Below are 22,411 nucleotides of genomic sequence, written 5' to 3'. Positions count from 1 at the left end.
TATCGAACCCAAATCTTCGCCGCGCCCTCGCGCCGCCCCCAGCGGCGGTCTCCATCGGCGGTTCGCCCCTGCCATCGGCGGGCCTACCAGCGCTTCACCCGGCGGCGTGTGAACTTGGCAACAGTGATGTGGCCGCGGCGCGGGTGAGTGAGTACTCTCTCACCTATGCAACCTTCGGGACGCGACCGGCTGTTGGGCGAAGCGCTGCGGCTATTCGCCGACAAGGGGTACGCGGCCACGTCGGTTGCGGACATTCAGCGGGCGTCCGGCCTGGCGCCGGGGTCGGGCGCGCTCTACAAGCACTTCGGCTCCAAAAGGGAGCTGCTGGAGGCCGCCGTCGCGCACCGGATCGACAGCATCGTGGCCGCCCGGGAACAGTACGACGCGGGAGAGCCCGGAAGCGTCGAACAGGCGGTGCGAACGGCGGGCCAGTTGATCTGGAGCAACCTCAAACAGAGCGAGGACCTACTCAAGGTCATGCTGCGCGAGCCCGACGCGCTCGGCGATCTCGACGAGAAGACGTGGCAGGTCATCACCGACAACGCCTACCAGCGGTTCACCGACGAACTGGCCGCGTTGAATCGCTCGGGCCGCAACGAGATACCCGATCCCGCTGCCACCGCGGCGGTCGCGATCGGGGCCTTGTCCTATGCCGCGACGCTGCAGGCGCTGACCGGGCGCCTGCCCGGCAATATCGCCGAAGACCGCTACATCGAGGCGTGGGTGGACCAGACGCTCAGCGTCCTCAAGCAATACCGCAAGCCCAAGAACGACTGACCACCAACCTATTTCAGGAGCAAACCCGTGACATTCTCACTGCAATTGAGCGACGACGTGATCGAGGTGCGCGATTGGGTGCACAAGTTCGCGGCCGAGGTGATCCGCCCGGCCGCCTCGGAATGGGACGAGCGGGAGGAAACCCCGTGGCCCGTGATCCAGGAGGCCGCGAAGGTCGGGCTGTACTCCCCCGACTTCTTCGCGCAGCAGGCGGCCGAGCCGACGGGGCTGGGCTTTCTCACCACGTTCGAGGAGATGTTTTGGGGTGACGCCGGCATCGCGCTGTCCATCCTGGGCACCGGCCTGGCCGCGGCGGCGTTGGCGGGCAACGGAACTCCCGAACAGCTGGGCCGCTGGCTTCCCGAGATGTTCGGTACGGCCGACGAACCCAAGCTCGGCGCTTTCTGTTCCTCGGAGCCCGACGCGGGGTCCGACGTCGGCGCGATCCGCACCCGCGCCCGCTACGACGAGGCGGCCGGCGAATGGGTCCTCAACGGCACCAAGACGTGGGCGACCAACGGCGGCATCGCCAACGTGCACATCGTGGTGGCCTCGGTCTACCCCGAGCTTGGCACCCGCGGCCAGGCCACGTTCGTCATCCCGCCGGACACCCACGGCCTGTCGCAGGGCCAGAAATTCAAGAAGCACGGGATCCGTGCGTCGCATACCGCCGAAGTTGTGCTGGACAACGTCCGGCTGCCCGAGGACGCGATCCTCGGCGGCAGGGATAAGTTCGAGGAGCGCATCGCCCGGGTCAAGTCCGGCGCCTCGTCGCGCGGACAGGCCGCGATGAAGACCTTCGAGCGCACCCGGCCCACGGTCGGCGCGATGGCCGTCGGGGTGGCCCGGGCCGCGTATGAATACGCCCTCGAATACGCCTGCCAGCGCGAGCAATTCGGGCGCAAGATCGGTGAGTTCCAGGCGATCGCGTTCAAGCTGGCCGACATGAAGAGCCGCATCGACGCGGCGCGGATGCTGGTGTGGCGGGCCGGCTGGATGGCGCGAAACAACCAGAGCTTCGACTCGGCGGAGGGCTCGATGGCCAAGCTGGTGGCCAGCGAGACCGCGGTCTACGTCACCGACGAGGCCATCCAGATACTCGGCGGCAACGGGTACACCCGCGACTACCCCGTGGAGCGGATGCACCGCGACGCCAAGATCTTCACGATCTTCGAGGGCACCAGCGAGATTCAGCGCCTGGTCATTTCGCGGGCGGTGACCGGGCTGCAGATTCGGTAGGCCGCCGGCTGAGACATGATGTCGGGATGACCACCGACATTCGTGTTCTCGACGGCGAGGACGACCTCCTCGCCGCCATGAACGTGTTTCGCGCCGCCATGGTCGGTTTCCCCCCGCTAGCCAACCTGGCGCCCGGCCAGATCACCAAGTTGCTCGATCCCGGCCGCACGATCGGTGCTTTCGTCGACGGACAACTCGTCGGCAGCGCCGACGCGGTGACGAGCACGTTGACGCTGCCCGGCGGGGCGATCGTGGGCCATGCCGCTGTGACGCACATCGGGGTCCTTCCGTCGCACACCCGGCAAGGGATCGCCACCGACCTGATGCGCCATCAGTTGCGCGACATCGCCGCGCGCGGCGAGGTGGTCGCGACGCTGCGCGCCTCGGAGGCGACCATCTACGGGCGGTACGGCTACGGTGTGGCGAGTTCATCGCAGACGGTGGAGGTTCAGACCGCGCGGGCGGCCCTGCGTCCCGACGTTGCGGGCGGAGGTCCGGTGCGACTGCTCGAGGTGGGCCAAGCGTGGGATGTCCTGCCCCGGATCTACGCCGAAAACCGTCCGTCCCGCCCGGGGACCATCGACCGGCCGGCGGTCTGGTGGCACAGCTTGCGGATGCGCGCCGAATCCTCGCCCGGCGCTTCCTATGTCGCGGTGCACGGTGAACCGGGATCGGAGTCCGGGTTCGCCCGGTACCGCCCCGTCGACACCGAGAACTGGTTCGTCAGCGATCAGCGCACCATCGCGGTCGAGGACTTCTTCGCGCCGACGATGGAGGCTTACGTCGGACTGCTGCGGTTCCTGCTCGGGCTCGATCTCATCGATCGCGTGGTGTTCTGGATGCTGCCCCTCGACGATCCGTTGCCGTGGCTGCTCGTCGACCGGCGGGCCGCGCGCGTGACGGCGGTGCACGACGAAACGTGGCTACGCGTCGTCGACGCGCGAAAGGCGTTGGCGGCGCGCGGATACGCCGGGGACGGCGCGGTCACGATCGCGGTCCATGATCCCCTCTTGCCGGGCAACTCGGCCAGCTTCGCCGTCACCGCCGACGGCGCCGAACCGACGGACCGGCCGGCACAGCTGCACACCGGCGTCGAAGCGCTGGGGGCCGCGTTGCTCGGCGGCGCGACGTGGCGCGGCCTGGCCGCCGCCGGGCTGGCGCGGACCGATGACCCCGCGGCGCTCGCCATCGCCGACCGCCTGTTCGCGGTGCCCAGCGCGCCACACGCAGGATTCTTCTTCTAGCGATGATCGTCATCGTGGGCGCGGGGATCTGCGGGCTGGCGGCCGCCTACGAGCTGTCTCGGCGCGGGGAACACGCGATCGTGTTCGAGCGTGGAGAGCCGTTCGCCGAACAATCCGCGGGGCTGGCGCGAATCTTCCGCATCGCGCACCGGCGCCCCGCGTTGTGCAGCCTCGCAATGCGGGCCCGCGACGGATGGCGGCGCTGGGAGACCGAGTTCGGCGCCGGGCGCCTGCTGGGCACGGAGGGCTTCATCTCCGCCGGCGCCAGCTCGGACACGGCGGCGGCAATGGACGGCGCCGGTGCCGCATACTCCTGGCTTGACCGCTCCGAGATCACCGCACGAATCCCATTCCTGGCCGCGCCGTGGGAAACCGGGCTCTTCGATCCACAGGGCGGCAGCCTTCGCGTCCGCCGCGCGCTCGACGCCCTGGCGCGTCGCGCCGCCATCGAACGCGGCCACGTGGTGTCAGTCGGCGACGACGGCGCGACGACGCTGGAGGACGGCACGGTGGTGCGCGCGGACCGCGTGCTGATCTGCGCGGGTGTCAAGACGCCGACGCTATTCGGTCCGCTGGGGGTGGAATTCGCCCCGCACACCCGCTTCACCTACGAGGGCGCCGAAGCGGCCGGTGCCGCATGCCTTTCCGCGCCCGAGGGATACGGGTTGCCGCTGGGCAGCACGGGCCGCTGGGCGTTCGGGCAGGAGGTGCCCGATCCGGCGACGGTGCGCGCGCTGTTCCCGTCGCTGTCGCCCGTGGACCGGGTGGACTGCGTGACGGTTCGCGCCCCATGGCTGGACTCCGGCGGCGACGGCTGGACGGTGGCCCGGAGGGGTCGCGTCGTGGCGTTCGTCGGCAGCAACCTGATGAAGTTCGGGCCCCTGCTCGGCGAGTTGCTCGCCCGGGCCGTACTGAGCGACGAGCTGCCGGGCGCGCTCGCGCTCGGCTAGCCCCTTCTCGGATGGATTCTGTTGCGCTAAGCGGATTCCGCCGGGCGGGCGCCGGGGCCGGGCCTGGGCTGGAGGTCTCGTGGGGTCAGCGCGACGCCGTCGTTGCTGCAACGCAGCGCCAGCTCGACGCGGTGTCCGCAGTCGCGGTGGGTGATCTCGACGGGCGCGCCGTCGGGGTCGGCCGCCCAGCGATCGCCCCACTCCATCAACGCAATAACCGCGGGCAGCAGGTCGAGGCCCTTGTCGGTGAGGCGGTATTCGTGGCGTTCGCGCTGGCCCGGTTCCCGGTAGGGCACGCGCCGCATCACGCCGGCCTCCACCAGGGTGTTCAACCGTTCGCTGAGCAGGTTGCGAGCGCACCCCACATGGGCCTGGAACTGTTCGAAGCGCCGTGCACCGTAGAACGCCTCGCGCAGCACCAACAGCGTCCACTTCTCGCCGACCACATCGAGTGCGCGTTTCACTGAACAGTTTTCGGCGCTGTAGCTATCTCGGGCCTCGAACACGGCACCCATCATAGCAGAGTTTGACTTTGCAACTCAGGCATGCCTATGCTGAGTTGTGAAAGTAAATCCAGATCTTTGCTCACAAATTGGAGGTCCACGAGATGCCGATGCTGGATGCGTACATTCCCGAGGGAGCGTTGCCTGACGAGGCGGAAACGGCGCTATTGGCCACACTGACCGACGTGCTGCTTGAACACGAGGGTGCAGACCCGGGCAATCCGGCGGCGCGGGCGCTGGCCAAAGTTTGGCTGCATCGACCCGCCCGCGTGCTGCATGCCGGTGAGCGGCCCACGGCACCGCATTATCGCGTGGTCGCGTCGGTACCAGAAGGTCAGTTTGACGACGAGCGCCGCGCCAGCATGGTCGCCGCGGTCACCGAGGCAATCCTGGATGCCGAGAACGGGCGCTACGAGCGTGATCCGTTGCGTATTTGGGTGTTTGCCAACGAGATTCCCGACGGCACCTGGGGCGGCGGAGGGCGCATCGCGAGGCTCGCCGACATCGCCGGGATCGTGATGGGCGACAGGGACCAGGGCCGCGCGTATGCCGAGCAGCGGCTGGCCGGACGGCGATCGGTGTCCGCCTAAATACTGATGCCGGATGGCTAGTCGCGCCGCCGCACCATCCGGCGCTCGAGCGCGCCCAACGCGGCATCGCTGAGTTTGCCCAATCCGGCCAGCAGGACGATTGCCAGCAGCATCACATCGGTACGACCGGTGTTCTGGCTGTCGATGAGCAGGAAGCCGAGACCCTTCGACGAGGCGATCAGCTCGGCCGCAACCAGAAACAGCCACGCGTTCGCCAGTCCCAGGCGTAGCCCGTTGACCAGTTCCGGTGCGGCGGCGGGCAGCATCACCGTCGTCAGCAACGAGGCGCCGCGCCGGCCGTAGGCCCGGCCCACCTCGAGCAGCTGTGGGTCGACGTGCGACAGCGCCGACGCCGTCGTGGTGTAGATGGGAAAGAAGCCACCGATCGCGACGAGCAATACCTTGGGCGTCTCGTCGATCCCAAACCACAAGAGCAGCAAGGGCACCCATGCTAACGAGGGCACCGTGCGAAACGCCGCCACGGTCGGCCCCAGCAGCACCCGCGCGGTAGCCGATAACCCGATGAGTGAGCCGAGCCCGAGCGCGGCGACAGCCCCGGCGAAATAGCCGAGCAGCACCCGCGTGAGGCTCGCTTGCAACTGCGTCCATAGTTCGCCCTGCCGCAACAGCCCGTCGAGGGCGGCCACCACGTCGCCGGGGGGCGGCAACTGGCTGGCGGAGAACCATCCCGCCGCCGTGACGAGCTGCCACGCCGCGAGCAGCAGTATCGGGACAACCAGTCCCACCAGCGGTGCGGCACGCAGCCTCAGGACGCCTGCTGGGCGTACTTCGGGTCGATGATCGTGCTCAGCGCGCCGCGGCCCGCTTCGTCGGATCTGATATCCGAGTCCGCCACGGCGATCGGCAAGATGTTGCTCAGGACCGCCCGCTGCGGATCGCCCGGAGCCGGCGGGACGTCCAGGGTCGTCCGCTGCAGCTCCTCCTTCGCCACGCTGGGGGTCACCTTGGCCTGCGAGGCAAGCAACGCCGCCATTTCGTCGGGGTGGGCCTTCGCCCATTTGCGGGCCTCCTCATAGCTGTTGACCACGGACTGCACCAGATCCGGGTGCGCAGTGCTGAAGTCCTCCCGGACGTTCAACACGCCATAGGAATTGAAATCCGGGTTGCGGTACAGCAGCCGCGAACCCTGCTGCTGAACCGTCTGCGCCATGAAGGGGTCCAACCCCGACCAGGCGTCGACGTCGCCGCGCTCCAGCGCCGTCTTGCCATCGGCGTGCTGCAGGTTGACGATCTCCACGTCGGCGGGCGAAAGACCGGCTGTCGCAAGCGATTGCAGCAAGAAGAAGTAGGGGTCCGTCCCCTTGGTGACCGCGATCTTCTTGCCCCTCAGGCCGGCAACCGAGTTGATGCTCGAGTTCTGGGCGACAACAAGGGCGGTCCACTCCGGCTTGCTGTAGACATCGACGATCTTGATCGGTGTGCCGTTGGCCCGCGCGACCAGCGCGGCCGAGCCGGCGGTGGAGCCGAGGTCGAGCCCGTTCGAGCGTAGCCCCTCGTTGGCTTTGTTGCTGCCCGCCGACAGCACCCAGGTGACATGGTAACCCCGGCTTTCCAGCAGGCGCTGATCACGCACCACCAGGCTCAGCGGGTTGTAGTAGGCGTAGTCCAGCCGGATCTCCTTTGCCGCCAAATTGCCGGCATTCGAACCGCAGGCAGGCGTGGTGGCGATCGCGACGAGCATCGAAATCGCCGCCCAGCGGCGCCCTTTCATCACGCGTTGGCCTCCTCTTCGATGGCGGACTGCGGCCCGGCGGCGCTGCGCCGGGGCACGCCGAGCTCGTCAAGCAGCTGGTCACGCAGCGCGGCGACGCGCGGATCGCCGCGGTCCCGCGGCTTGGGAACGGCAACGTCGAACGCTGCGGCAACGGTTGCGGTGCTTGCCGTTTCGGCACGGTCGGCGGCCCGCAGGATGAGCACCCGGTCGGCGAGGATCACCGCCTCGTCAACGTCGTGGGTGACCAGGAGGGTGGTGGTGCCCGCCTCTTGCTGCACCGTGTCGAGTAGATCCTGCATCCGTAGCCGGGTCAGCGCGTCGAGCGCCGCAAGCGGCTCGTCGAGCAGCAGGACGCTGGGTCGCCGGGCGAGGGCGCGCGCCAGGCCCGCCCGTTGCGCCATGCCGCCGGAGACTTGCCGCGGGTAGTGGTCCCCGAACTCGCGCAACCCCACGACATCCAACCAATGTCGCACCACCCCAGGCCCTTTCGCGCCGGTCCCGCGCGGCAGCCCGAACGCGACGTTGGCCGCCAAGGAGCGCCACGGCAGCAGTCGGGGTTCCTGGAACACCACTGCGCAGCGCGGATCGATCCCCCGAACGGCCTTGCCGTCGATATCGATTCGTCCATGAGTCGGGCGGTCAAGACCGGCGACGAGCCGCAGCAGTGTCGACTTACCGCTGCCCGAGGACCCGAGCAATGCGATCACCTCGCCGGGCTCGATCTCGATGTCGACGTCGTGCAGCACGGTGCGCGTCCCGAACGTGCGATTGACACCGCGAAGCGACACGCCTGCCGGCGCGGGGTTGGTCGACATCACCCGCGCAGCCTAGGAATCGCGCTCAGCGCTCGCCAGGGTTGGGTTGATCGTGATTCAAACCCCGTCCCGCGCGGGTGGCGTCAGCCGTGGGGCGCCTCGGAGATCTTGGTGTCCGGCTTGCCCAGGGTTTGGCAGTACGTCGTCGCGGACAGCCGGGTCACCGTGATCTCCGCGTTGGTCGGATCGCTCCCGTTCTTGTCCTTGAGCATCTTGCTGACCTCATCGCTCTGCTTCTTTTCGTCCTGCGAGGTGAAGTCCTTGCACTTGGTGTCACCGCCCGTGTTGACGATCTGCGAGGCAGAGCACGCGCCGGACAGCAGCGCGGCCAACGCAATCGTGGCCGCCGCGATTTGCTTGATCATTTGCCCTCCTAGGTCCGCGTTGTGCTATCTGTTCACCAGAACCGACTGGTTTCAAACCTCCCTGCGATTTGCGCTGGCGGGCCGTGTGTTTGCTTGCGCTGATGCGGGAATACCTCCCTGGGCCGCCGCGTCTTACTGGGGTCCGCGCACGGAGCCGGGGAGGACAGAAGCTATGTCGAACGCGTCGACCGGCCTCGTGCGCGGGACGACATCGGCTTCGGCCACGGTGAAACGAGACGGCGGCAGCGCGGGCACCGACCGAGCGGTGTTCGCCAGCGTATTGGCCCTGTTGCTATCGACGGGATGGGTCGCCAACCACTTCGTCGCGTTGATGCCCTCGATCAGCGACCGCCAACACCTCGGCACGACCCGGCTGGATGCCATATTCGGGATCTACGCGCTGGGATTGTTGCCCGGACTGCTTTTCGGCGGACGCGTCTCGGACGCGCTCGGGCGGCGGTCCGTTGCGTTGGCGGGGTCGACGACCGCTCTGGTGGGCACGTTGGCGATGCTGTTCTCTCAGCAACCCGACGTCTTGCTGGCGGGACGGTTGGTCGTCGGGCTCGGCGTGGGCCTCTTGATGAGCTCCTGCACCGCATGGGCCTCCGATCTGAGGGGCCCCGCCGGTGCGGCCGCCGCGGGTGCGGTGTTGCTCGCAGGGTTTGCCGTCGGCCCATTCGCCGCGGGCTTGATCGCGCGGAACGGCCAACTCGGCATTCGGCTGTCGTTCGGACTCGCCGCCGCCCTCGTCGTGGCCGCGATGATTTTTGCGTTGTCGGCGGCGCGGAGCCGGGACGAAATCGCACCGGCAACCGCGCACGGCTGGGAGCCATCCATGGCGGCGCGGCGGGGAACCGCGTGGGCCCTGAGTTGGGCCATGCCGCTCGCGCCGTGGGTGTTCGCCTCGGCGACTTTGGGATTCATCACCATACCCGGCCGTGTGCACACCGGGCTTTCGGCTCCGATGGCCGCGGGAACCGCCACGCTGATCGTCAACGGCGTAAGCGGACTCATCCAGATGCTGGCCCGTGCGCTGCGCTGGGGACCACACGCCGGCACCGCGGGCGCGGTGCTGGCCGCGCTCGGCTACGCGGCAACCGCCCTGGCCCCGCCGACCATGTCGGTGGCGCTGGGCCTGCCGCTGTTCCTGATCCTGGGATGCGCGTCCGGCCTTTGCCTGCGCGAGGGCTTGATCGATCTCGAAGCCGCGGCGCCGCGGCGGCTGCGCGGCGCGCTGGTGGGAGTCTTCTACGTGGTGGCGTACGTCGGCTTCGGCCTGCCGCTGATATTGACCGCCGTCGGGTCCGCGGTCTCGACCGTGATCCTGGCCGTCATGTCGCTGCTGGCGCTGACGACGGCGGTGAGTCGCGCGGTGCGGCTGCGACGGGATCGCCACCGCGAGGGTTGACTCAGCGGCCGGATGGCTTATGCCGCCGGTGTTTTGGGTCGTACGGCGGCGCCGGCCCCGATCGGCGAGTTGGCGACAACGCTCAACCCGGCTAACCGCCGCCATGAGCGAATGGCGCGGCGCGTGACCTCCACGATGGGGGCGGCGCCAAGATCCGCGCTCGCCAATCTGTGCGCCTTGAGCGCGTTGCCGGTCACGGCATCCAGCGTGTCCCAGTCGTCGGTCTCAACGAGCGCGGTCGATTGATAGGCGGCCCGGAGCGCATACCTTTCGGCGGTCACCGGCGTGGTAGTGACCGCGCGCGCGGCGCGCGCGGCGCCGTTCCATTCGGCGATCGGCGGCATCGCGCCGGGAGCGAGCCGGCGATGCAGTTCGGCGATGTCGGTGATAGCCCTGGCCGCCGCGTTCCCGGCGTATCGAATAACGCCCCACGGCGGGCTGACCAGCAGCTTGGCCACCCAGGGGTGCACGACGGCGTCGGCGACGTCGGCGGTGCCGACCGTCAGCCAGCCCAGGTCGAGTACCAGCAGGCTGTCGTCCGGCGAGAGATAGCCATCGGGCCCGGCCAGCAGGTCGTTGCACAACTGGACGAAGGACGCCAGCGGGCGGGCCGAAGTCGCCGGGAAGTCGGTGATCCGCTCGTCGCCGTTGATGTATGAAATCGCGTTCATCGCACACCCTTTGCCCGACCCGGGCTGATGCGATCCTCTGGAGAGTCGCAGCGGATGGGTGATTCGGTCGAGGTCCATTTCGGTCGCTTCCTACGGCTCGCCGGCGCGATGAACCCATGCTATGGCAAGCGATGCCCTCGCGGGCCGCGACATGACCGTCGGCGGTTAGAGCAGTCCGCGCAGCGTCTCGATCAGCTTGATCCGCTCCGGCGGCGTGCCCGCCATGGGTGCGACGTTCAGCGTGGTTACGCCCGCCTCCCGGAACGCCGCCAGGCGTTCCTTGACGAACTCGCGCGTGCCGATCAAGTTGACGTCCCGCACGAGTTCGTTGGGCACCACCTTCGCCGCGCCGTCCTTGTCGCCGGCCAGGTAGAGCTCTTGGATCCGGTCCGCTTGGGGGCCGTAACCGTACTTGGTGGCGAGGGTGTGATAGAAGTTCTTGCCCTTGGCGCCCATCCCCCCGATGTAGAGCGCCAGGTGCGGTTTGACGAATTCGCGCAGCGGCTCGACGTTTTCGCCGATCGCCAGGGCCGGTCCGGCGTACACGTCGAGTTGACCCAACGCCGGGTCGCGCTTGGCCTGGCCGGCGGCCAGCGCCTCTCCCCACACGTCGCGCGCCCTCTCCGGCAGGTAGAAAATCGGTTGCCAGCCCTCGGCAATTTCGGCGGCCAGCTCGACGTTCTTGGGTCCCAGCGCGGCGACCAGGATCGGAATGCGCTCTCGGACAGGCTTATTGATGAGCTTCAGCGGCTTCCCGAGCCCGCTGCCCTGGCCCGCGGGAAGCGGGATCGTGTAGTGCTTGCCGCTGTGTTGCAGGGTCTCGCGCCGCCACACCTGGCGGCAGATGTCGATGACCTCCCGGGTGCGCGCAATCGGGGCGTCGTAGGGCACACCGTGGAAACCCTCGATGACCTGGGGGCCGGAGGCGCCCAAGCCCAGCGTGAACCGGCCGTCGGAGACGTAGTCGAGACCCGCTGCGGTCATCGCGGTCAGCGTGGGAGTCCGCGTGTAGAGCTGCAGGATGCCGGATGCGAGCTGGACCCGTTCCGTGCTCGCCGCCAGGTAGCCCAGCGCGCTGACCGCGTCGAATGAATACGCTTCGGGGACAAAGACAATGTCCAGCCCTGCGCGCTCCAGGTCGGCCACTTCCGCGGCGACCTCCTTGAACCCGCCGGCGTAGTTGATCCCCAGTCCGATGCGCATGATCCGCTACCCCCGCACCGCGGCGAACTGGTCGGCCAGTTCGACGGCCTCTTGCTGGATCCGATCGAACTGCGCGCCCATCGCCTCCGACAGCGCCGTCGCACCCGAGAGCGGCCGCACCATCACCATGAACTCGTCGATCAGCCCGTCGTCGTTGAAGTGGAGGAAGTCGCAACCGGTGATCTTTACGCCCGGCGCCCCCGATATCCCGGTCTCGAACACCAGCGCGTGGTCGTGCCCGTTGGCGTCGGCGATTTCACGGACGTAGTGGAAGTTCTCGAAGACCCGCAGCACACCGCGCAGGATCGCCGCGGTTATCGGCTTGCCGGCATAGGGCTTGAACGCCACCGGGCTGGTGAACACGACGGTGTCGGCCAGCATCGCCTGGATGGCCGCCTCGTCGCGCCGCTCGACTGCCTCGCGAAAGGGATGCTTGGAACTCACGCGACACCTCGCATAGTCAATTTGTTGAGTAGGCGTGCTCGACGCTAAGGCCTGCTCGGCCGTCTGTCGATGTGCGATTAGTCACTTTGTTGATTATTCGCATAGTTACACTGTCAGGCGTGTCCCTGCGCGACGCGGTGCTGGCCGCACTCCTCGAGGGCGAGGCCTCCGGGTACGACCTGGCCAAGGGCTTCGACGCCTCGGTGGCGAACTTCTGGATGGCCACCCCGCAGCAGCTGTACCGAGAACTCGACCGGCTCGCCGAGCAGGGTCTCATCCAGGCGCGCATCGTGCATCAGGATCGCCGGCCCAACAAGCGCATGTTTTCCCTGACCGAGGCGGGCTACGAAGCAATCCTGCAGTTCACCGCCCGGGCGCCGAAGCCCTCGGCGATCCGCGACGAGCTCGCGGTCAAGGTCATGGCCGTCGACGCCGGTAACGCACAGGCCGTCCGCGACTTCATGGTGCAGCGAGTGCAATGGGCGAAGACCAAATTGCAACGCTACGAACGCATGCGGGCCCGGATGCTCGACGGCCGCAGCGAGGCCGAATACCTGGCCCAGGCGGAACGGGTGGGCCCCTACCTGACGCTGCTGCGTGGAATCTCGTTCGAAAAGGAGAACATTCGGTGGGGCGAGCGCGCCGTCACGATCATCGAGCGGCGCCTACCCGCCGCGCCCGACCGATGAGGGCCCGAAGCGCTACGAGTCCTTCTCGGCCTGCACCGCGTCGCCGGGCTGCTGCGCACCGACCAGTTCTTCCACCCCGACCTCGGGGACATCGCTGTCGGCCGGTGGCGGGTCCGCGGTCAGCGCGTCGCCGGGCTGCTGCGGGCCGACCAGCTCGTGGTGCCCTACCTCGGGAAGGTTCCCGTCGCCATTCGGCCCTCCGCGCTTGGCCGACTTCTTTTTCGGCGTTTTCGCCGGCGGCGGCGCGGCCTTCCGTCGCGACGTGCGGTGACCGTTGGCTGCGAGCCCGACCGACTCGCTGACCATCTCGATGGCCTTCTCGGTGTACACGCGATAGCCGAAGTTCGGCAGGTAGCCATGGATTTCGGGGGTGTCGAGGTCGCGCATGAACTGCAGGATCTCCCGGCTGAAGACCTGGCCGGGCACCAACACCGGAAACCCCGGAGGATAGGGCGTCACGTAGGTCGCCGACACGATGTCGACGCCCGCGTCCAAGCGTTCATCGATCTGCTCGCCGGTGAGGTATTCGCAGTTGGTGTCGTCGTAGGAGAGATAGAACGCGCGCCGCACATCCCCTTCCGGCGTCGCCTCGCTGCCGCTGTGGTCGAGGAACGCCGGGTGAAATCCGCTGAAATCGGGCAGCGGCAACGACATTTCGGTAAGTCGGTAGACCGCCTTTGCGAAGTGCTCACGCTCACCGAGGCTCATCTCGGAGATGTCCTGGTCCAACTCGCGGGCGATGTTGACGAGAACTTCCACCAGGAACGCCACCGAGCTGCGGGTGGTCCCGATGTTGGTCATGAACAGCACGCTGTTGCGCGACGTCTTGTTGATCTGGATTCCGTAGCGGTCCATCAGCTGCTGGCGCTTGAACGTGTCGCCGTCGTAGCCGGTGGGCCCGATGAACAACGTGATCCGCGACGGATCGAGCACGAACTCGTCCTGATCCCAGGCGGCCATCATGTTGCGCAAACCCGAGCGCAGGGGCTGGGCGATGGCCGAGGGCCGGAACTCCTCCGGGATCAGATCGGAGGTCCGCAGGCACCGCATGTACCTGCTGAGTAGGGGATGGTTGTCGATCGCGTCGCGCAACTGCATCGCGTTTTCGATCTGCCGCTGCACCAGTTCGACACCCTCCAACGCCACCTGCCGGCGGCCGAGATCGAGCGAGGCGAGGATCTGGTAGTTGGGTGAGGTGGAGGTGTGCGCCATGTAGGCCTCGTGGAACGGCTCCGCCACCTTCTGGTCGTAGTCCTGATCGAAGACGTGGATCATCGATCCCTGGCGCAGCGCGGTCAGCGTCTTGTGCGTCGATTGGGTGGCATACACCCGCACCCGGGCCCGCGCCGGGTCCGGGATCAGGCGGCGGTCCAACAGGTCGTCATCGCCGGGCGCGTCGGTTGCCAGGTGCTCCTCGAAGCGGCGCTTGTAGGCGGGGTCGGCCAGCCGCTCCCGCAGCGCCCGCGCCGACGCCATGGCGGTGCGCGTCCGGTAGACGGGGTGGAAACGGGCGAATGCGAACCACGCCTCGTCCCAGAGGAATACCAGGTCGGGCTTGATGGCCAGGCACTCCTCCATGACCCGCTCGACGTCGTAGACGATCCCGTCGAAGGTGCAGTTCGTCAGCGACATCATCTTGACGCGGTCGAGCTTGCCGGCGCGCTTGAGGTCCAGCAGTTTCGACTTGATCTCACGCAGCGGCACCGCACCGTACATCGAGTAGTCGTTGAGCGGATAAGCCTCGAGGTACACGACGTTCGCGCCGGCGAGCATCATCCCGTAGTGGTGGGACTGGTGGCAGTTGCGGTCCAGCAGCACGATGTCACCGGGCGCCACCAACGCCTGCGTGACGATCTTGTTCGCCGTCGACGTTCCGTTGGTGACGAAGTAGGTGTGGCGGGAACCGTAGGCCTCGGCCGCGAGCTGTTGCGATTCGCGCAGCGGCCCGGTCGGCTCGAGCAGCGAGTCCAGACCGCCACACGTCGCCGACGTCTCGGCCATGAACACGTCCAGGCCGTAGAAGCCCACCATGTCCCTGATCCAGTGCGAGTTGACGATCGACTTGCCCTGCGAAATCGGCAGGGCGTGAAAGACACCCGTGGGGCGGTGACTGTACTGCTTGAGCGCGCTGAAGAACGGGGTGCGGTAGCGCGCCGCCACCCCCTGCAGGATCGACAGGTGAAGCTCGAGCATGCCTTCCCGAGCGTGGAACACCCGGCGGAAGTACTGGCCCAGCCGACCCGCGATGTCCTCGACCTCGATCTCGGTCATGAGGTAGAGGTCGAGTTCGGGCCGCAGCTTCGCCAGGGAAACCGCGAGGATCTGCGCGCGTTCCTCGGGCGACTGGTGGTCCGCCAACTCGTGCGACACCCCGGTATCGACGAACTCCGCCAGGGCCGACAGGTCCCGGGTCGATTGGTGTGAGAAGCGCCGGCGGATCACCACCGCCTGCAGGTTGACGTTCAGCCGGGCCGCGATCAGCGCCTCGTCCCCGCTGGACACCACCACCAGCTCGTAGACGAATTCGTCGTCGGGGCGCCGCCATTTGCGGACCTCGTTGCGCAGCGCGCGTTCCTGGTCTTCGGTCATCTTCTCGACGACGAGCACCTCGAAATAGGGGCGGTCACGCTGTGTCGACGGTTGGTGTTCGACGAGCTGACGGGGGTCCGACGGGAACATGTCGAGGTCGTCGGCCCCGGCGTTCTCCACGTCGCCCGTGCGGTACGACTCCGTGGTCAGGGCGCGGTTGATCTGCACCAGGGCCTGCGCGAACTTGTCGTAGCTGCCGGCGGCAAACAGGCGTTGAACCCGCGCGAATTGCGGCGAACCCGGATAGGCCCAGTACGGCTCGAGAGTGCTTAGCCGCGTGAGCAATTCCTGGCAGGTGTTGATGCACTTCGTCTTGAGCGCGCCCTCGGTGGTCGGGCGGATGAGCCGGTCGGCGGCCTCCTCCAACCGGCACCATGAGTCGCTGCGGACCTGCCAGAGACTGTTGTAAGCGCGCAAGTGTTCCGTCATGGCCGCCCTTCTCAAGCGTTACGGCGACTCCTCCGTCCCGGAGCGTCGGTCAAGGCTTGCAGACCGAGCCCGCCCGCCGGTTGCCGCGAGGCAAACACTGCGCGTCCGTCGGGTGACAGCCCCATCAGACGGGGGTAAAGGGCACTCATCACCGCCGTCCCGCGGCGTCGCCGGCACGCGCCGGCCATCGGTTTAGCCGCGCCGCGCACGGGTAGGCCCCTCAGAGGTGAATTCTGACGACCTCAAGGAGGGACGTGATGGCGACAGGGGAAACCGGCTTCGATGATGTGACCTACGATCTCGTTTCGGTGCAGTACCACTCGCTGAAGGCCGGGCACGACTACGGGCAGTACGTCCGCGACGCCAAAAACGCGGGGCTCGACGACGTCGCGTCGTTCTTCGAGGATGTCATGGCCGAGGATTCCAAGCGCGCACAGCGCTGCCATGATTTGCTGGTGCAATTAACGAAATAGGCCCGCCAACCCGGGCCTAGATAATGTTGCGTTGCAACGCAATTGGCCGCTACCGTCGAGGCTATGACTGAAGCTACCGGTAACGACCGAATCGATGATGTCGCACCCGGCGACGTCATCGCCGTCGACCGCGGCGCCGGCGAACAGCCATACAAGGTGGTGTTCAAGGACTTCACCGACGGCCGCTACCTCGTCACGCTCGAGGGCGACGGTGAGACGTTCCAGCTCGACCTGGCGCCCGGCGCGCGCGTGAAGAGATCGCTCGCGGCGAAATGGGAATCGGGGCAGAGCCCCACGCCGCACTCGCACAGCTGACCGGGACGGTTTACATCCGACCGCCAAACCGTTTGCCGGATGGGCGGTTTCGCAGGGCGCCTACTTCCAGGCGAAGACCGGTTGCTCCAGGTCGTCGACGGGGTCGTGGCGGCCCTCCAGACACAGCCATCGCAGCTGCAGCAGCACCGCGCCGGTCGGTGCGTGGATCAGGTCGTTCCCCAGCGGGATTTGCACGACCGGTCGCGGGCTCTCGGGAATGCTGATGAACCGGGGCGAATCGTCCCGCTGCAGCTGGTGGAGGCCCACGCGGTAGACCGCCAGGACCTCGTCGGGTGCGGGCCGGGGGTCGAGCCGCCCGCCTCCCCAGATCACCACCGGGGTGATCACGTATCCCGACCGAGTGGGGTAGTCGTCGAGTAAGCCCAACACGGCCGAGTCGCGCAGCTCGATGCCGACCTCCTCGCGCAATTCCCGCAACGCCGCGTCGACAGCCGTCTCGCCCGGGTCGACTCGGCCGCCGGGCAGCGCCCACTGCGCGGCATGAGAGGTGAGGCGAGATGCCCTGCGGCACAGCAGGAAGGCGGCGCCCCCGGACACATCGACCATGCGGCCGTCGAGGTCGGTCTGCAACACCGGGCCCGCGGCGATCCAGTCGTCCAGCGGCGCAGGATCCACCCTGTCCTCACCGACCTCCGAGTCAACCAGCACCACCGCAACGGCCGCGTGCCGCTTGGTCGGGTCGGTCACCGTGCGCCGGTCATGACGCGCCAGGTGTACCCGAATCCGCTCGAGCAGGGCCTCGTCATACGGAAGGGTCACTTCTCGAGCCTAAGCAAACGGTTATTTGATCTATGGCTCGGCATGGAACACGATGGCCGGAAAGCATAGCGGGCCGGGAGGGTAGGAGGCGGCATGGCTGACATCACCGTATTGATCCGCGCCGACCACGACTGGTTCCGCGAACAGTTCGCCAGGCTGGACTCGCTGCGGGCCCAGGAGCCGGTCAACAACTCGGCACTCGAGCGGGTGTGGCGTCCGCTCGCCGACAAGCTCGACGTGCACGCCTACATCGAGGAGAAGATCTTCTATCCGCAGCTGCTGAAGCGCGGTACCGACGACCCGGAAGGCGAAACGCTCGACGCCATCGGCGATCACAACGACATCCGCGACGGGGTGCGCGACGCCAACGCGGCCCCGGTCGGCACCGAAGCCTGGTGGGCGGCGGTCGGCCGCACCCGGTCGGCCAACGACGACCACATGGTCGAAGAGGAACGGGACGGACTGCCGGACTTCCGCCGCAACGCCCCGATCGGCCTTCGTGATGCGCTCGGGCGCCAATACAGCGAGTTCATGGCCGAGCATCCGACCACCGAAGGACTGCCGATCGTCGACCGCGACCCCGAACGCTACGTCGAGACCCTCGAGAACGAATCGCCACCCAAACGCACCGACTTTTCGCTTCACATCGGCAGCCTGAAAGGCCAATGAGCGACCCGGGCGGACTGAGCCCTCGCTGGCCCACCGACCGCGGTGGGTGGTTAACTGCGACCGTGCGCAGAGAACCCGAATTGGCGCGACGCTTCTTCGATCGATTCGAGCCGGTGCATGCCGTGACCTACTTCGCGCCGGAGGCGCGGGCGGCGCTCGACGGGCTGGGTTACCGAGGCTTCTGGATGGGTTACTTCGCCGCCCGATCCGCGCCGCTGGGCATGGTGCCGCGCGAGGTCGTGACCGCGATCTTCTACAACTTCGCCCCCGAGCGCGTCGCGAAGGCGCTGCCCGCGGCCTGGGAGATCGCGGGCCCTGAGGCCGCATTGCGCGCAAGGCAGGAATCGGCCGTCGCCGCCCTGCGCCGATACGGCGTCGAGGCCGACGAAAACGTCGCCGTCGCAGGGCAATTGGCAGCCAAAGCGGCACGAGGGGCGCCGCTCGACGGGCGTCCGCTGTTCGCCGCCAACCTGGCGCTGCCCTGGCCGGACGAACCGCTGGCCGCGCTATGGCATGCCACGACACTGCTGCGCGAGCAGCGCGGCGACGGGCATGTGACGGTGCTGGCCGCCGCCGGTGTCTCCGGTCGGGAGTCCAACGTGCTGCACGCGGCGGCCGGCCGAGTCGAGCGTGACTACATCGCGCGCACACGGGATTACGACGAGGACGCCTGGCGCCACCACGAGCAACGGCTCGCCGAGCGGGGACTCCTCAACGATGACGGCACGGTGACGGCTGCCGGGCAAGAGTTGAAGAATCACATCGAAACGAGCACCGACGCGCTGGCCCTGGCTGCGCTCGATGCCCTCGACGACGACGAGGTGGAAACGCTGTTTCGGGCGCTCACTCCATTCACCCGTGCGGTGATCGCTGCCGGCGACATCCCGGCCAAGACTCCGATGGCCCTGCGCCGCGACGAATTAGACGACGGCGGCTCGCATTTGGGCGACTAGCCCACTCAGGTGCTGCCGGCCAGGCCGCTGATCGGTTGAGCCGCAATGTGATCCATCGGCGGCGCGTCGCCGTTGGACGTGCCACGGTCGGCGACGGCGGTGGCCAGCACCGTGCCGCCCTCGATTGTCCCGACGATTTCCACTTGGTCGTTGACGGTGAAACGTGAAGCGCCGGTTAGGGGCCGGCCGCCGTCACGGGAGATGACGGTGGTGTTCGGGGTGACGCGGTAGGTCTGTGTGAAGCCGTCGGGGCTCCGCGCGGTCACCGAGTCCGCCGACACGGCGATGACGGTCCCCTCCTGGCGCACCGGGTGAGAGGCGGGCGGGGGCCCCAGCGTCGACTCGACCGTGGGCTTGCCGGGTTCCACGTAGGCGAACAGCCCGGCCAGGCTCGCCGCGCACAGCACCGAAGCGGAGACGATCTCGCACGTCATCGCAACGCCGGACAACCCGCGGCGCGCGCGCCACCCCGTGAGCGACATTCTTTGCTCCGACGCTTCGGTCGCGCAGTGCTTGCCGTCCACGGGCAGTCCTTCCTGCGGTTTTGCACCGAGTAACCCCGGCCTCTACCGCATCAGGTAGTTGCTCGTGGTGTTACCCGCAGGGACGTGCCGGTAAACCGCGCCGCGCACGCGCGGCCGGTTCCAGGCGGCTACCGGGGCCGGGGGTCAGGCCTTGACGAGGGTGAATTGCGCGACGTCGGTGTAGCCGTCGCGGAACAGGTCGGCGCAACCGGTCAGGTACTTCATGTAACGGTCGTAGACCTCTTCGGACTGGACCGCGATGGCGTCGTCGCGGCGCGACTCGAGCGCGGCCGCCCACGTGTCGAGCGTGCGCGCGTAGTGCAGGCGCAACGGCTGGACAAGCTTGACGGTGAAGCCGGCGGCCTCCGCGTGCTCCTCGACGGCCTTGGCATTGGGAAGGTCCCCGCCGGGGAAGATCTCGTCCATGATGAACTTCATGAACCGGATCTTGGTCATGGTGATGGGCAGTCCGCGCTGGCTGAACTCTTCCTCGCTGGGCTTGATGATGGTGTGCAACAGCATCGCACCGTCGGCGGGGAGCGCCTCGTAGGCCATCTTGAAGAAGTCGGTGTAGCGGTCGCGTCCGAAGTGCTCGAAGGCGCCGATCGACACGATGCGGTCCACCTTCTCGTCGAACTGCTCCCAGCCGCGCAGTAGCACGCGCTTGCTCCGCGCCGACGGGTGCTGGTCGAGACGTCGCTGGACGTGCGCCTGCTGATTGCGGCTGAGCGTCAGGCCGACGACGTTGACGTCGTAGCGCTCGAGCCCGCGAACGATCGTGGTGCCCCACCCGCAGCCGATGTCGAGCAGCGTCATGCCCGGTTGCAATCCGAGCTTGCCCAGCGAGAGGTCCACCTTGGCGATCTGCGCCTCTTCGAGGGTCATGTCGTCGCGCTCGAAATATGCACAGCTGTAAGTGCGCGTCGGATCCAGGAAAATCTCGAAGAACTCGTCGGACAGGTCGTAGTGCGCCTGCACGTCCTCGAAGTGCGGCTCCAGGCCGACAGCTTCGGTCTGATTTTCAGGCATGGCACTTCCCCCGGACACGGATTCATTGGCCTCGGCGGCGTGTGATCTCAGCCGCTCGAGTTACAGGCCTAGCAGTCTATCCGTCCGGATGGCCACTCCACGAATTGATGGCTCTACCCGCGGGAACCGGTGGCGCGGAATTTTGCAGGTGTGGGAGGCGCCCGCTCGGGCTAATTGGAGATGAAGAGCTTTGTCGAACGAGACCGGATGGGGAGCCCAACCATGGAACCGATATCGCCCACGGATGCGCTGTTCCTCATCGGGGAGTCACGCGAACATCCGATGCACGTCGGATCGTTGCAGCTCTTCGAGCCGCCCGAGGACGCCGGGCCGCACTTCGTCCGCGAGTCCTACCAGGCGATGCTCGAGTGCACGGACGTTCAACCAACGTTCCGCAAACACCCGGCCTTCTTCGGCGGCATCACCAACGTGGCATGGTCACTCGACCGGGACGTCGAGCTCGACTACCACCTGCGCCGGTCGGCCTTACCGGAGCCGGGACGCGTCCGTGACCTGCTCGAGTTGGCGTCCCGGCTGCACGGCAGCCTGCTCGACCGGCACCGCCCGCTGTGGGAAGCGCACCTGATCGAGGGTCTGGAGGACGGGCGCTACGCGGTCTACACGAAGTACCACCACTCCCTCATGGACGGCATGTCGGCGCTGCGGCTGATGCAGCGCGCCTTCAGCCCCGATCCGGACGACGACGAGATGCGGGTGCCGTGGAACCTGGCTCCCCGGCAGCACAGCGAGCGGCGGACGCGGCCGTCGCTGCTCGAGCGGGTCGGACAAACCGCGGGGTCGGCGTTCGCGCTGGCGCCGTCCACGGTGAAGCTCGCGCGCGCGGCGCTGCTCGAGCAACAGCTGACGCTCCCGTTCCGTGCGCCCCGCAGCATGTTCAACGTACGGATCGGCGGTGCCCGGCGGGTGGCCGCGCAGTCCTGGTCGCTGGACCGCATCAAGGCGGTGAAGTCCGCCGCCGGAGTGACCGTCAACGACGTGGTGCTGGCCATGTCCTCCGGGGCGCTGCGCGCCTATCTCATCGAGCAGAACGCCCTGCCGGATGACCCGCTGACCGCGATGGTGCCGGTCAACCTGCGCAAGGACGGTGACGAGCGCGGCGGCAATATGGTCGGGACCTTCCTGTGCAACCTGGCGACCGACCTTGACGACCCGGCAAAACGGCTGGAGGTCATCAGCTCGTCGATCCACGACACCAAGGAGGTGTTCCGGCAGCTGCCCCCCGTTCAACAGCTCGCCCTTTCGGCGTTCAACATCGGGGGGCTGTTCTTCGGGCTGATTCCCGGCTACCTCTCGGCCGCCTCGCCGCCGTTCAACATCGTCATCTCGAACGTATCGGCCGGTCCGTCGAAACCGGTCTACTGGCGCGGCGCCCGGCTGGATGGGAACTACCCGCTGTCGATCCCGCTCGACGGGCAGGCGGTCAACATCACCGTGACCAACAACGCCGACAACCTCGACTTCGGGCTCGTTGGCTGCCGCCGCAGCGTCCCGCACTTGCAGCGGCTGCTGGGCCACCTGGAGACGTCGCTCAAGGATCTGGAGCGCGCCATCGGCGTGTGAGTCGCGGAGGCTATTCCAGAACGAAGACCGGGATCTGCCGTGCCGTCTTCTCCTGATATTCGGCGTAAGGGGGGTAGGCCTCCACCGCCAGCCGCCACCACTGCTCCCGCTCAGGCCCTTCCAGCTCGCGCGCGGTAAGGGCGACGACCTTATCGCCGTCCTGCACCGTCACCGCCGGATTGGCCTTGACGTTGAAGTACCACGACGGGTGGGCGGGCGCGCCGCCCTTCGACGCCACCATGGCGTAGTGGCCGTCCTTTTCCACGCGCATCAACGGCACGTACCGCTGCTTGCCGGACTTGGCCCCGGTGACGGTCATCAGGACGACGGGCCGGTCGAGAATCTCGACCCCGTCGGTCGTGCCCTGCTGCAGGATTCGTTCGGTCTGCTCGCGCACCCAGTCCCTGGGGCTCAGCTCAACGCGGTCGGTCATGGC

Annotated in this window: 25 protein-coding genes; 12 read left to right on the top strand and 13 right to left on the bottom strand. The window is 67.6% G+C overall.

Features of this window, described 5'->3' with window-relative positions:
- Positions 1–165: 165 nt before the first annotated feature.
- Genes A5655_RS20925 through A5655_RS20910 form a run of 4 tightly spaced genes read left to right on the top strand, consistent with a single transcriptional unit; the run spans position 166 to position 4,210 of the window.
- Entirely contained in the window at positions 166–777 is a 612-nt protein-coding gene (locus tag A5655_RS20925) for a TetR/AcrR family transcriptional regulator (protein WP_067013300.1), read from the top strand.
- A 27-nt stretch (positions 778–804) separates the two neighbouring features.
- Positions 805–2,016: an acyl-CoA dehydrogenase family protein gene (locus A5655_RS20920; protein ID WP_067013298.1), complete on the top strand. Its 1,212-nt coding sequence runs from the start codon at positions 805–807 to the stop codon at positions 2,014–2,016.
- A gap of 26 nt (positions 2,017–2,042) precedes the next feature.
- Positions 2,043–3,260, top strand: coding sequence for a GNAT family N-acetyltransferase (locus A5655_RS20915; protein WP_067013296.1), 1,218 nt, complete (start codon positions 2,043–2,045; stop codon positions 3,258–3,260).
- Between the two features lie 2 nt (positions 3,261–3,262).
- Positions 3,263–4,210: an FAD-binding oxidoreductase gene (locus A5655_RS20910; RefSeq protein WP_067013294.1), complete on the top strand. Its 948-nt coding sequence runs from the start codon at positions 3,263–3,265 to the stop codon at positions 4,208–4,210.
- Between the two features lie 26 nt (positions 4,211–4,236).
- On the opposite strand, the gene A5655_RS20905 is transcribed toward A5655_RS20910, so the two are convergent.
- Positions 4,237–4,716, bottom strand: coding sequence for a helix-turn-helix domain-containing protein (locus tag A5655_RS20905; protein WP_231999223.1), 480 nt, complete (start codon positions 4,714–4,716; stop codon positions 4,237–4,239).
- A 101-nt stretch (positions 4,717–4,817) separates the two neighbouring features.
- On the opposite strand from A5655_RS20905, the gene A5655_RS20900 reads away from it, so the two are divergent.
- Positions 4,818–5,303, top strand: a complete 486-nt coding sequence (locus A5655_RS20900) for a tautomerase family protein (RefSeq protein ID WP_067013386.1) — start codon at positions 4,818–4,820, stop codon at positions 5,301–5,303.
- 17 nt (positions 5,304–5,320) lie between these two features.
- On the opposite strand, the gene A5655_RS20895 is transcribed toward A5655_RS20900, so the two are convergent.
- The 4 genes from A5655_RS20895 to A5655_RS20880 form a co-directional block, all read right to left on the bottom strand.
- Entirely contained in the window at positions 5,321–6,049 is a 729-nt protein-coding gene (locus tag A5655_RS20895) for an ABC transporter permease (RefSeq protein ID WP_067013292.1), read from the bottom strand.
- Positions 6,050–6,069: 20 nt separating this feature from the next.
- Positions 6,070–7,035 carry an aliphatic sulfonate ABC transporter substrate-binding protein gene (locus tag A5655_RS20890; RefSeq protein WP_067013290.1) on the bottom strand — a complete coding sequence of 322 codons (966 nt, stop codon included), beginning with the start codon at positions 7,033–7,035 and terminating at the stop codon, positions 6,070–6,072.
- Positions 7,035–7,826, bottom strand: a complete 792-nt coding sequence (locus A5655_RS20885; RefSeq protein WP_197508758.1) for an ABC transporter ATP-binding protein — start codon at positions 7,824–7,826, stop codon at positions 7,035–7,037. The genes A5655_RS20890 and A5655_RS20885 overlap by 1 nt, the downstream gene beginning before the upstream one ends.
- Positions 7,827–7,936: 110 nt before the next feature.
- On the bottom strand, positions 7,937–8,218 hold the full coding sequence (locus A5655_RS20880) for a hypothetical protein (RefSeq protein WP_067013286.1): 282 nt from the start codon (positions 8,216–8,218) through the stop codon (positions 7,937–7,939).
- A gap of 172 nt (positions 8,219–8,390) precedes the next feature.
- On the opposite strand from A5655_RS20880, the gene A5655_RS20875 reads away from it, so the two are divergent.
- The gene (locus A5655_RS20875; protein ID WP_082978779.1) at positions 8,391–9,626 is read left to right on the top strand and encodes an MFS transporter; all 1,236 of its coding nucleotides are present in this window, start codon (positions 8,391–8,393) and stop codon (positions 9,624–9,626) included.
- Positions 9,627–9,643: 17 nt separating this feature from the next.
- Here A5655_RS20875 and A5655_RS20870 read toward each other — a convergent pair whose 3' ends face one another.
- The 3 genes from A5655_RS20870 to A5655_RS20860 all read right to left on the bottom strand — a co-directional run bounded on the left by A5655_RS20870 (position 9,644) and on the right by A5655_RS20860 (position 11,944).
- Positions 9,644–10,297, bottom strand: coding sequence for a hypothetical protein (locus tag A5655_RS20870; protein WP_197508754.1), 654 nt, complete (start codon positions 10,295–10,297; stop codon positions 9,644–9,646).
- 165 nt (positions 10,298–10,462) lie between these two features.
- Positions 10,463–11,500, bottom strand: a complete 1,038-nt coding sequence (locus A5655_RS20865; RefSeq protein ID WP_067013282.1) for an LLM class F420-dependent oxidoreductase — start codon at positions 11,498–11,500, stop codon at positions 10,463–10,465.
- A gap of 6 nt (positions 11,501–11,506) precedes the next feature.
- On the bottom strand, positions 11,507–11,944 hold the full coding sequence (locus A5655_RS20860) for a nuclear transport factor 2 family protein (protein WP_255362018.1): 438 nt from the start codon (positions 11,942–11,944) through the stop codon (positions 11,507–11,509).
- Between the two features lie 119 nt (positions 11,945–12,063).
- Between A5655_RS20860 and A5655_RS20855 the strand changes: the two genes are divergently transcribed.
- Complete coding sequence (locus A5655_RS20855) at positions 12,064–12,633, top strand: PadR family transcriptional regulator (protein WP_067013280.1); 570 nt, start codon at positions 12,064–12,066, stop codon at positions 12,631–12,633.
- Between the two features lie 12 nt (positions 12,634–12,645).
- Here A5655_RS20855 and A5655_RS20850 read toward each other — a convergent pair whose 3' ends face one another.
- Positions 12,646–15,651: an aminotransferase class I/II-fold pyridoxal phosphate-dependent enzyme gene (locus A5655_RS20850; RefSeq protein ID WP_231999222.1), complete on the bottom strand. Its 3,006-nt coding sequence runs from the start codon at positions 15,649–15,651 to the stop codon at positions 12,646–12,648.
- 257 nt (positions 15,652–15,908) lie between these two features.
- Between A5655_RS20850 and A5655_RS20845 the strand changes: the two genes are divergently transcribed.
- Both A5655_RS20845 and A5655_RS20840 read left to right on the top strand, forming a co-directional pair.
- The gene (locus A5655_RS20845) at positions 15,909–16,124 is read left to right on the top strand and encodes an acyl carrier protein (protein ID WP_067013278.1); all 216 of its coding nucleotides are present in this window, start codon (positions 15,909–15,911) and stop codon (positions 16,122–16,124) included.
- A 63-nt stretch (positions 16,125–16,187) separates the two neighbouring features.
- A complete protein-coding gene (locus tag A5655_RS20840) occupies positions 16,188–16,439 on the top strand; it encodes a hypothetical protein (protein ID WP_067013276.1) in 252 nt (83 codons plus the stop codon).
- A 60-nt stretch (positions 16,440–16,499) separates the two neighbouring features.
- On the opposite strand, the gene A5655_RS20835 is transcribed toward A5655_RS20840, so the two are convergent.
- Positions 16,500–17,219, bottom strand: a complete 720-nt coding sequence (locus tag A5655_RS20835; protein ID WP_067013274.1) for a CoA pyrophosphatase — start codon at positions 17,217–17,219, stop codon at positions 16,500–16,502.
- A 93-nt stretch (positions 17,220–17,312) separates the two neighbouring features.
- Here A5655_RS20835 and A5655_RS20830 point away from each other — a divergent pair, with 93 nt between their 5' ends.
- Together A5655_RS20830 and A5655_RS20825 are read left to right on the top strand one after the other, a co-directional pair.
- Positions 17,313–17,888 carry a hemerythrin domain-containing protein gene (locus A5655_RS20830; RefSeq protein ID WP_067013272.1) on the top strand — a complete coding sequence of 192 codons (576 nt, stop codon included), beginning with the start codon at positions 17,313–17,315 and terminating at the stop codon, positions 17,886–17,888.
- A gap of 62 nt (positions 17,889–17,950) precedes the next feature.
- On the top strand, positions 17,951–18,841 hold the full coding sequence (locus A5655_RS20825) for a hypothetical protein (protein ID WP_067013270.1): 891 nt from the start codon (positions 17,951–17,953) through the stop codon (positions 18,839–18,841).
- Positions 18,842–18,846: 5 nt separating this feature from the next.
- Here A5655_RS20825 and A5655_RS20820 read toward each other — a convergent pair whose 3' ends face one another.
- The gene (locus A5655_RS20820) at positions 18,847–19,323 is read right to left on the bottom strand and encodes a hypothetical protein (RefSeq protein WP_231999220.1); all 477 of its coding nucleotides are present in this window, start codon (positions 19,321–19,323) and stop codon (positions 18,847–18,849) included.
- A gap of 186 nt (positions 19,324–19,509) precedes the next feature.
- Positions 19,510–20,394 carry a cyclopropane mycolic acid synthase family methyltransferase gene (locus A5655_RS20815; RefSeq protein WP_067013266.1) on the bottom strand — a complete coding sequence of 295 codons (885 nt, stop codon included), beginning with the start codon at positions 20,392–20,394 and terminating at the stop codon, positions 19,510–19,512.
- Positions 20,395–20,616: 222 nt separating this feature from the next.
- Here A5655_RS20815 and A5655_RS20810 point away from each other — a divergent pair, with 222 nt between their 5' ends.
- Entirely contained in the window at positions 20,617–21,975 is a 1,359-nt protein-coding gene (locus A5655_RS20810; RefSeq protein WP_067013264.1) for a wax ester/triacylglycerol synthase family O-acyltransferase, read from the top strand.
- Between the two features lie 10 nt (positions 21,976–21,985).
- Here the strand turns inward: A5655_RS20810 and A5655_RS20805 are convergent, their stop codons facing one another.
- Positions 21,986–22,408 carry a nitroreductase family deazaflavin-dependent oxidoreductase gene (locus tag A5655_RS20805; protein ID WP_067013262.1) on the bottom strand — a complete coding sequence of 141 codons (423 nt, stop codon included), beginning with the start codon at positions 22,406–22,408 and terminating at the stop codon, positions 21,986–21,988.
- Positions 22,409–22,411: the final 3 nt, after the last annotated feature.

Origin of the sequence: Mycobacterium sp. 1081908.1, assembly GCF_001673535.1 — a bacterium.
In the GTDB taxonomy this organism is placed as follows: domain Bacteria; phylum Actinomycetota; class Actinomycetes; order Mycobacteriales; family Mycobacteriaceae; genus Mycobacterium.
Note: the sequence above shows the minus strand (reverse complement) of the source record. Positions and strands in the feature narration are given on the sequence as shown.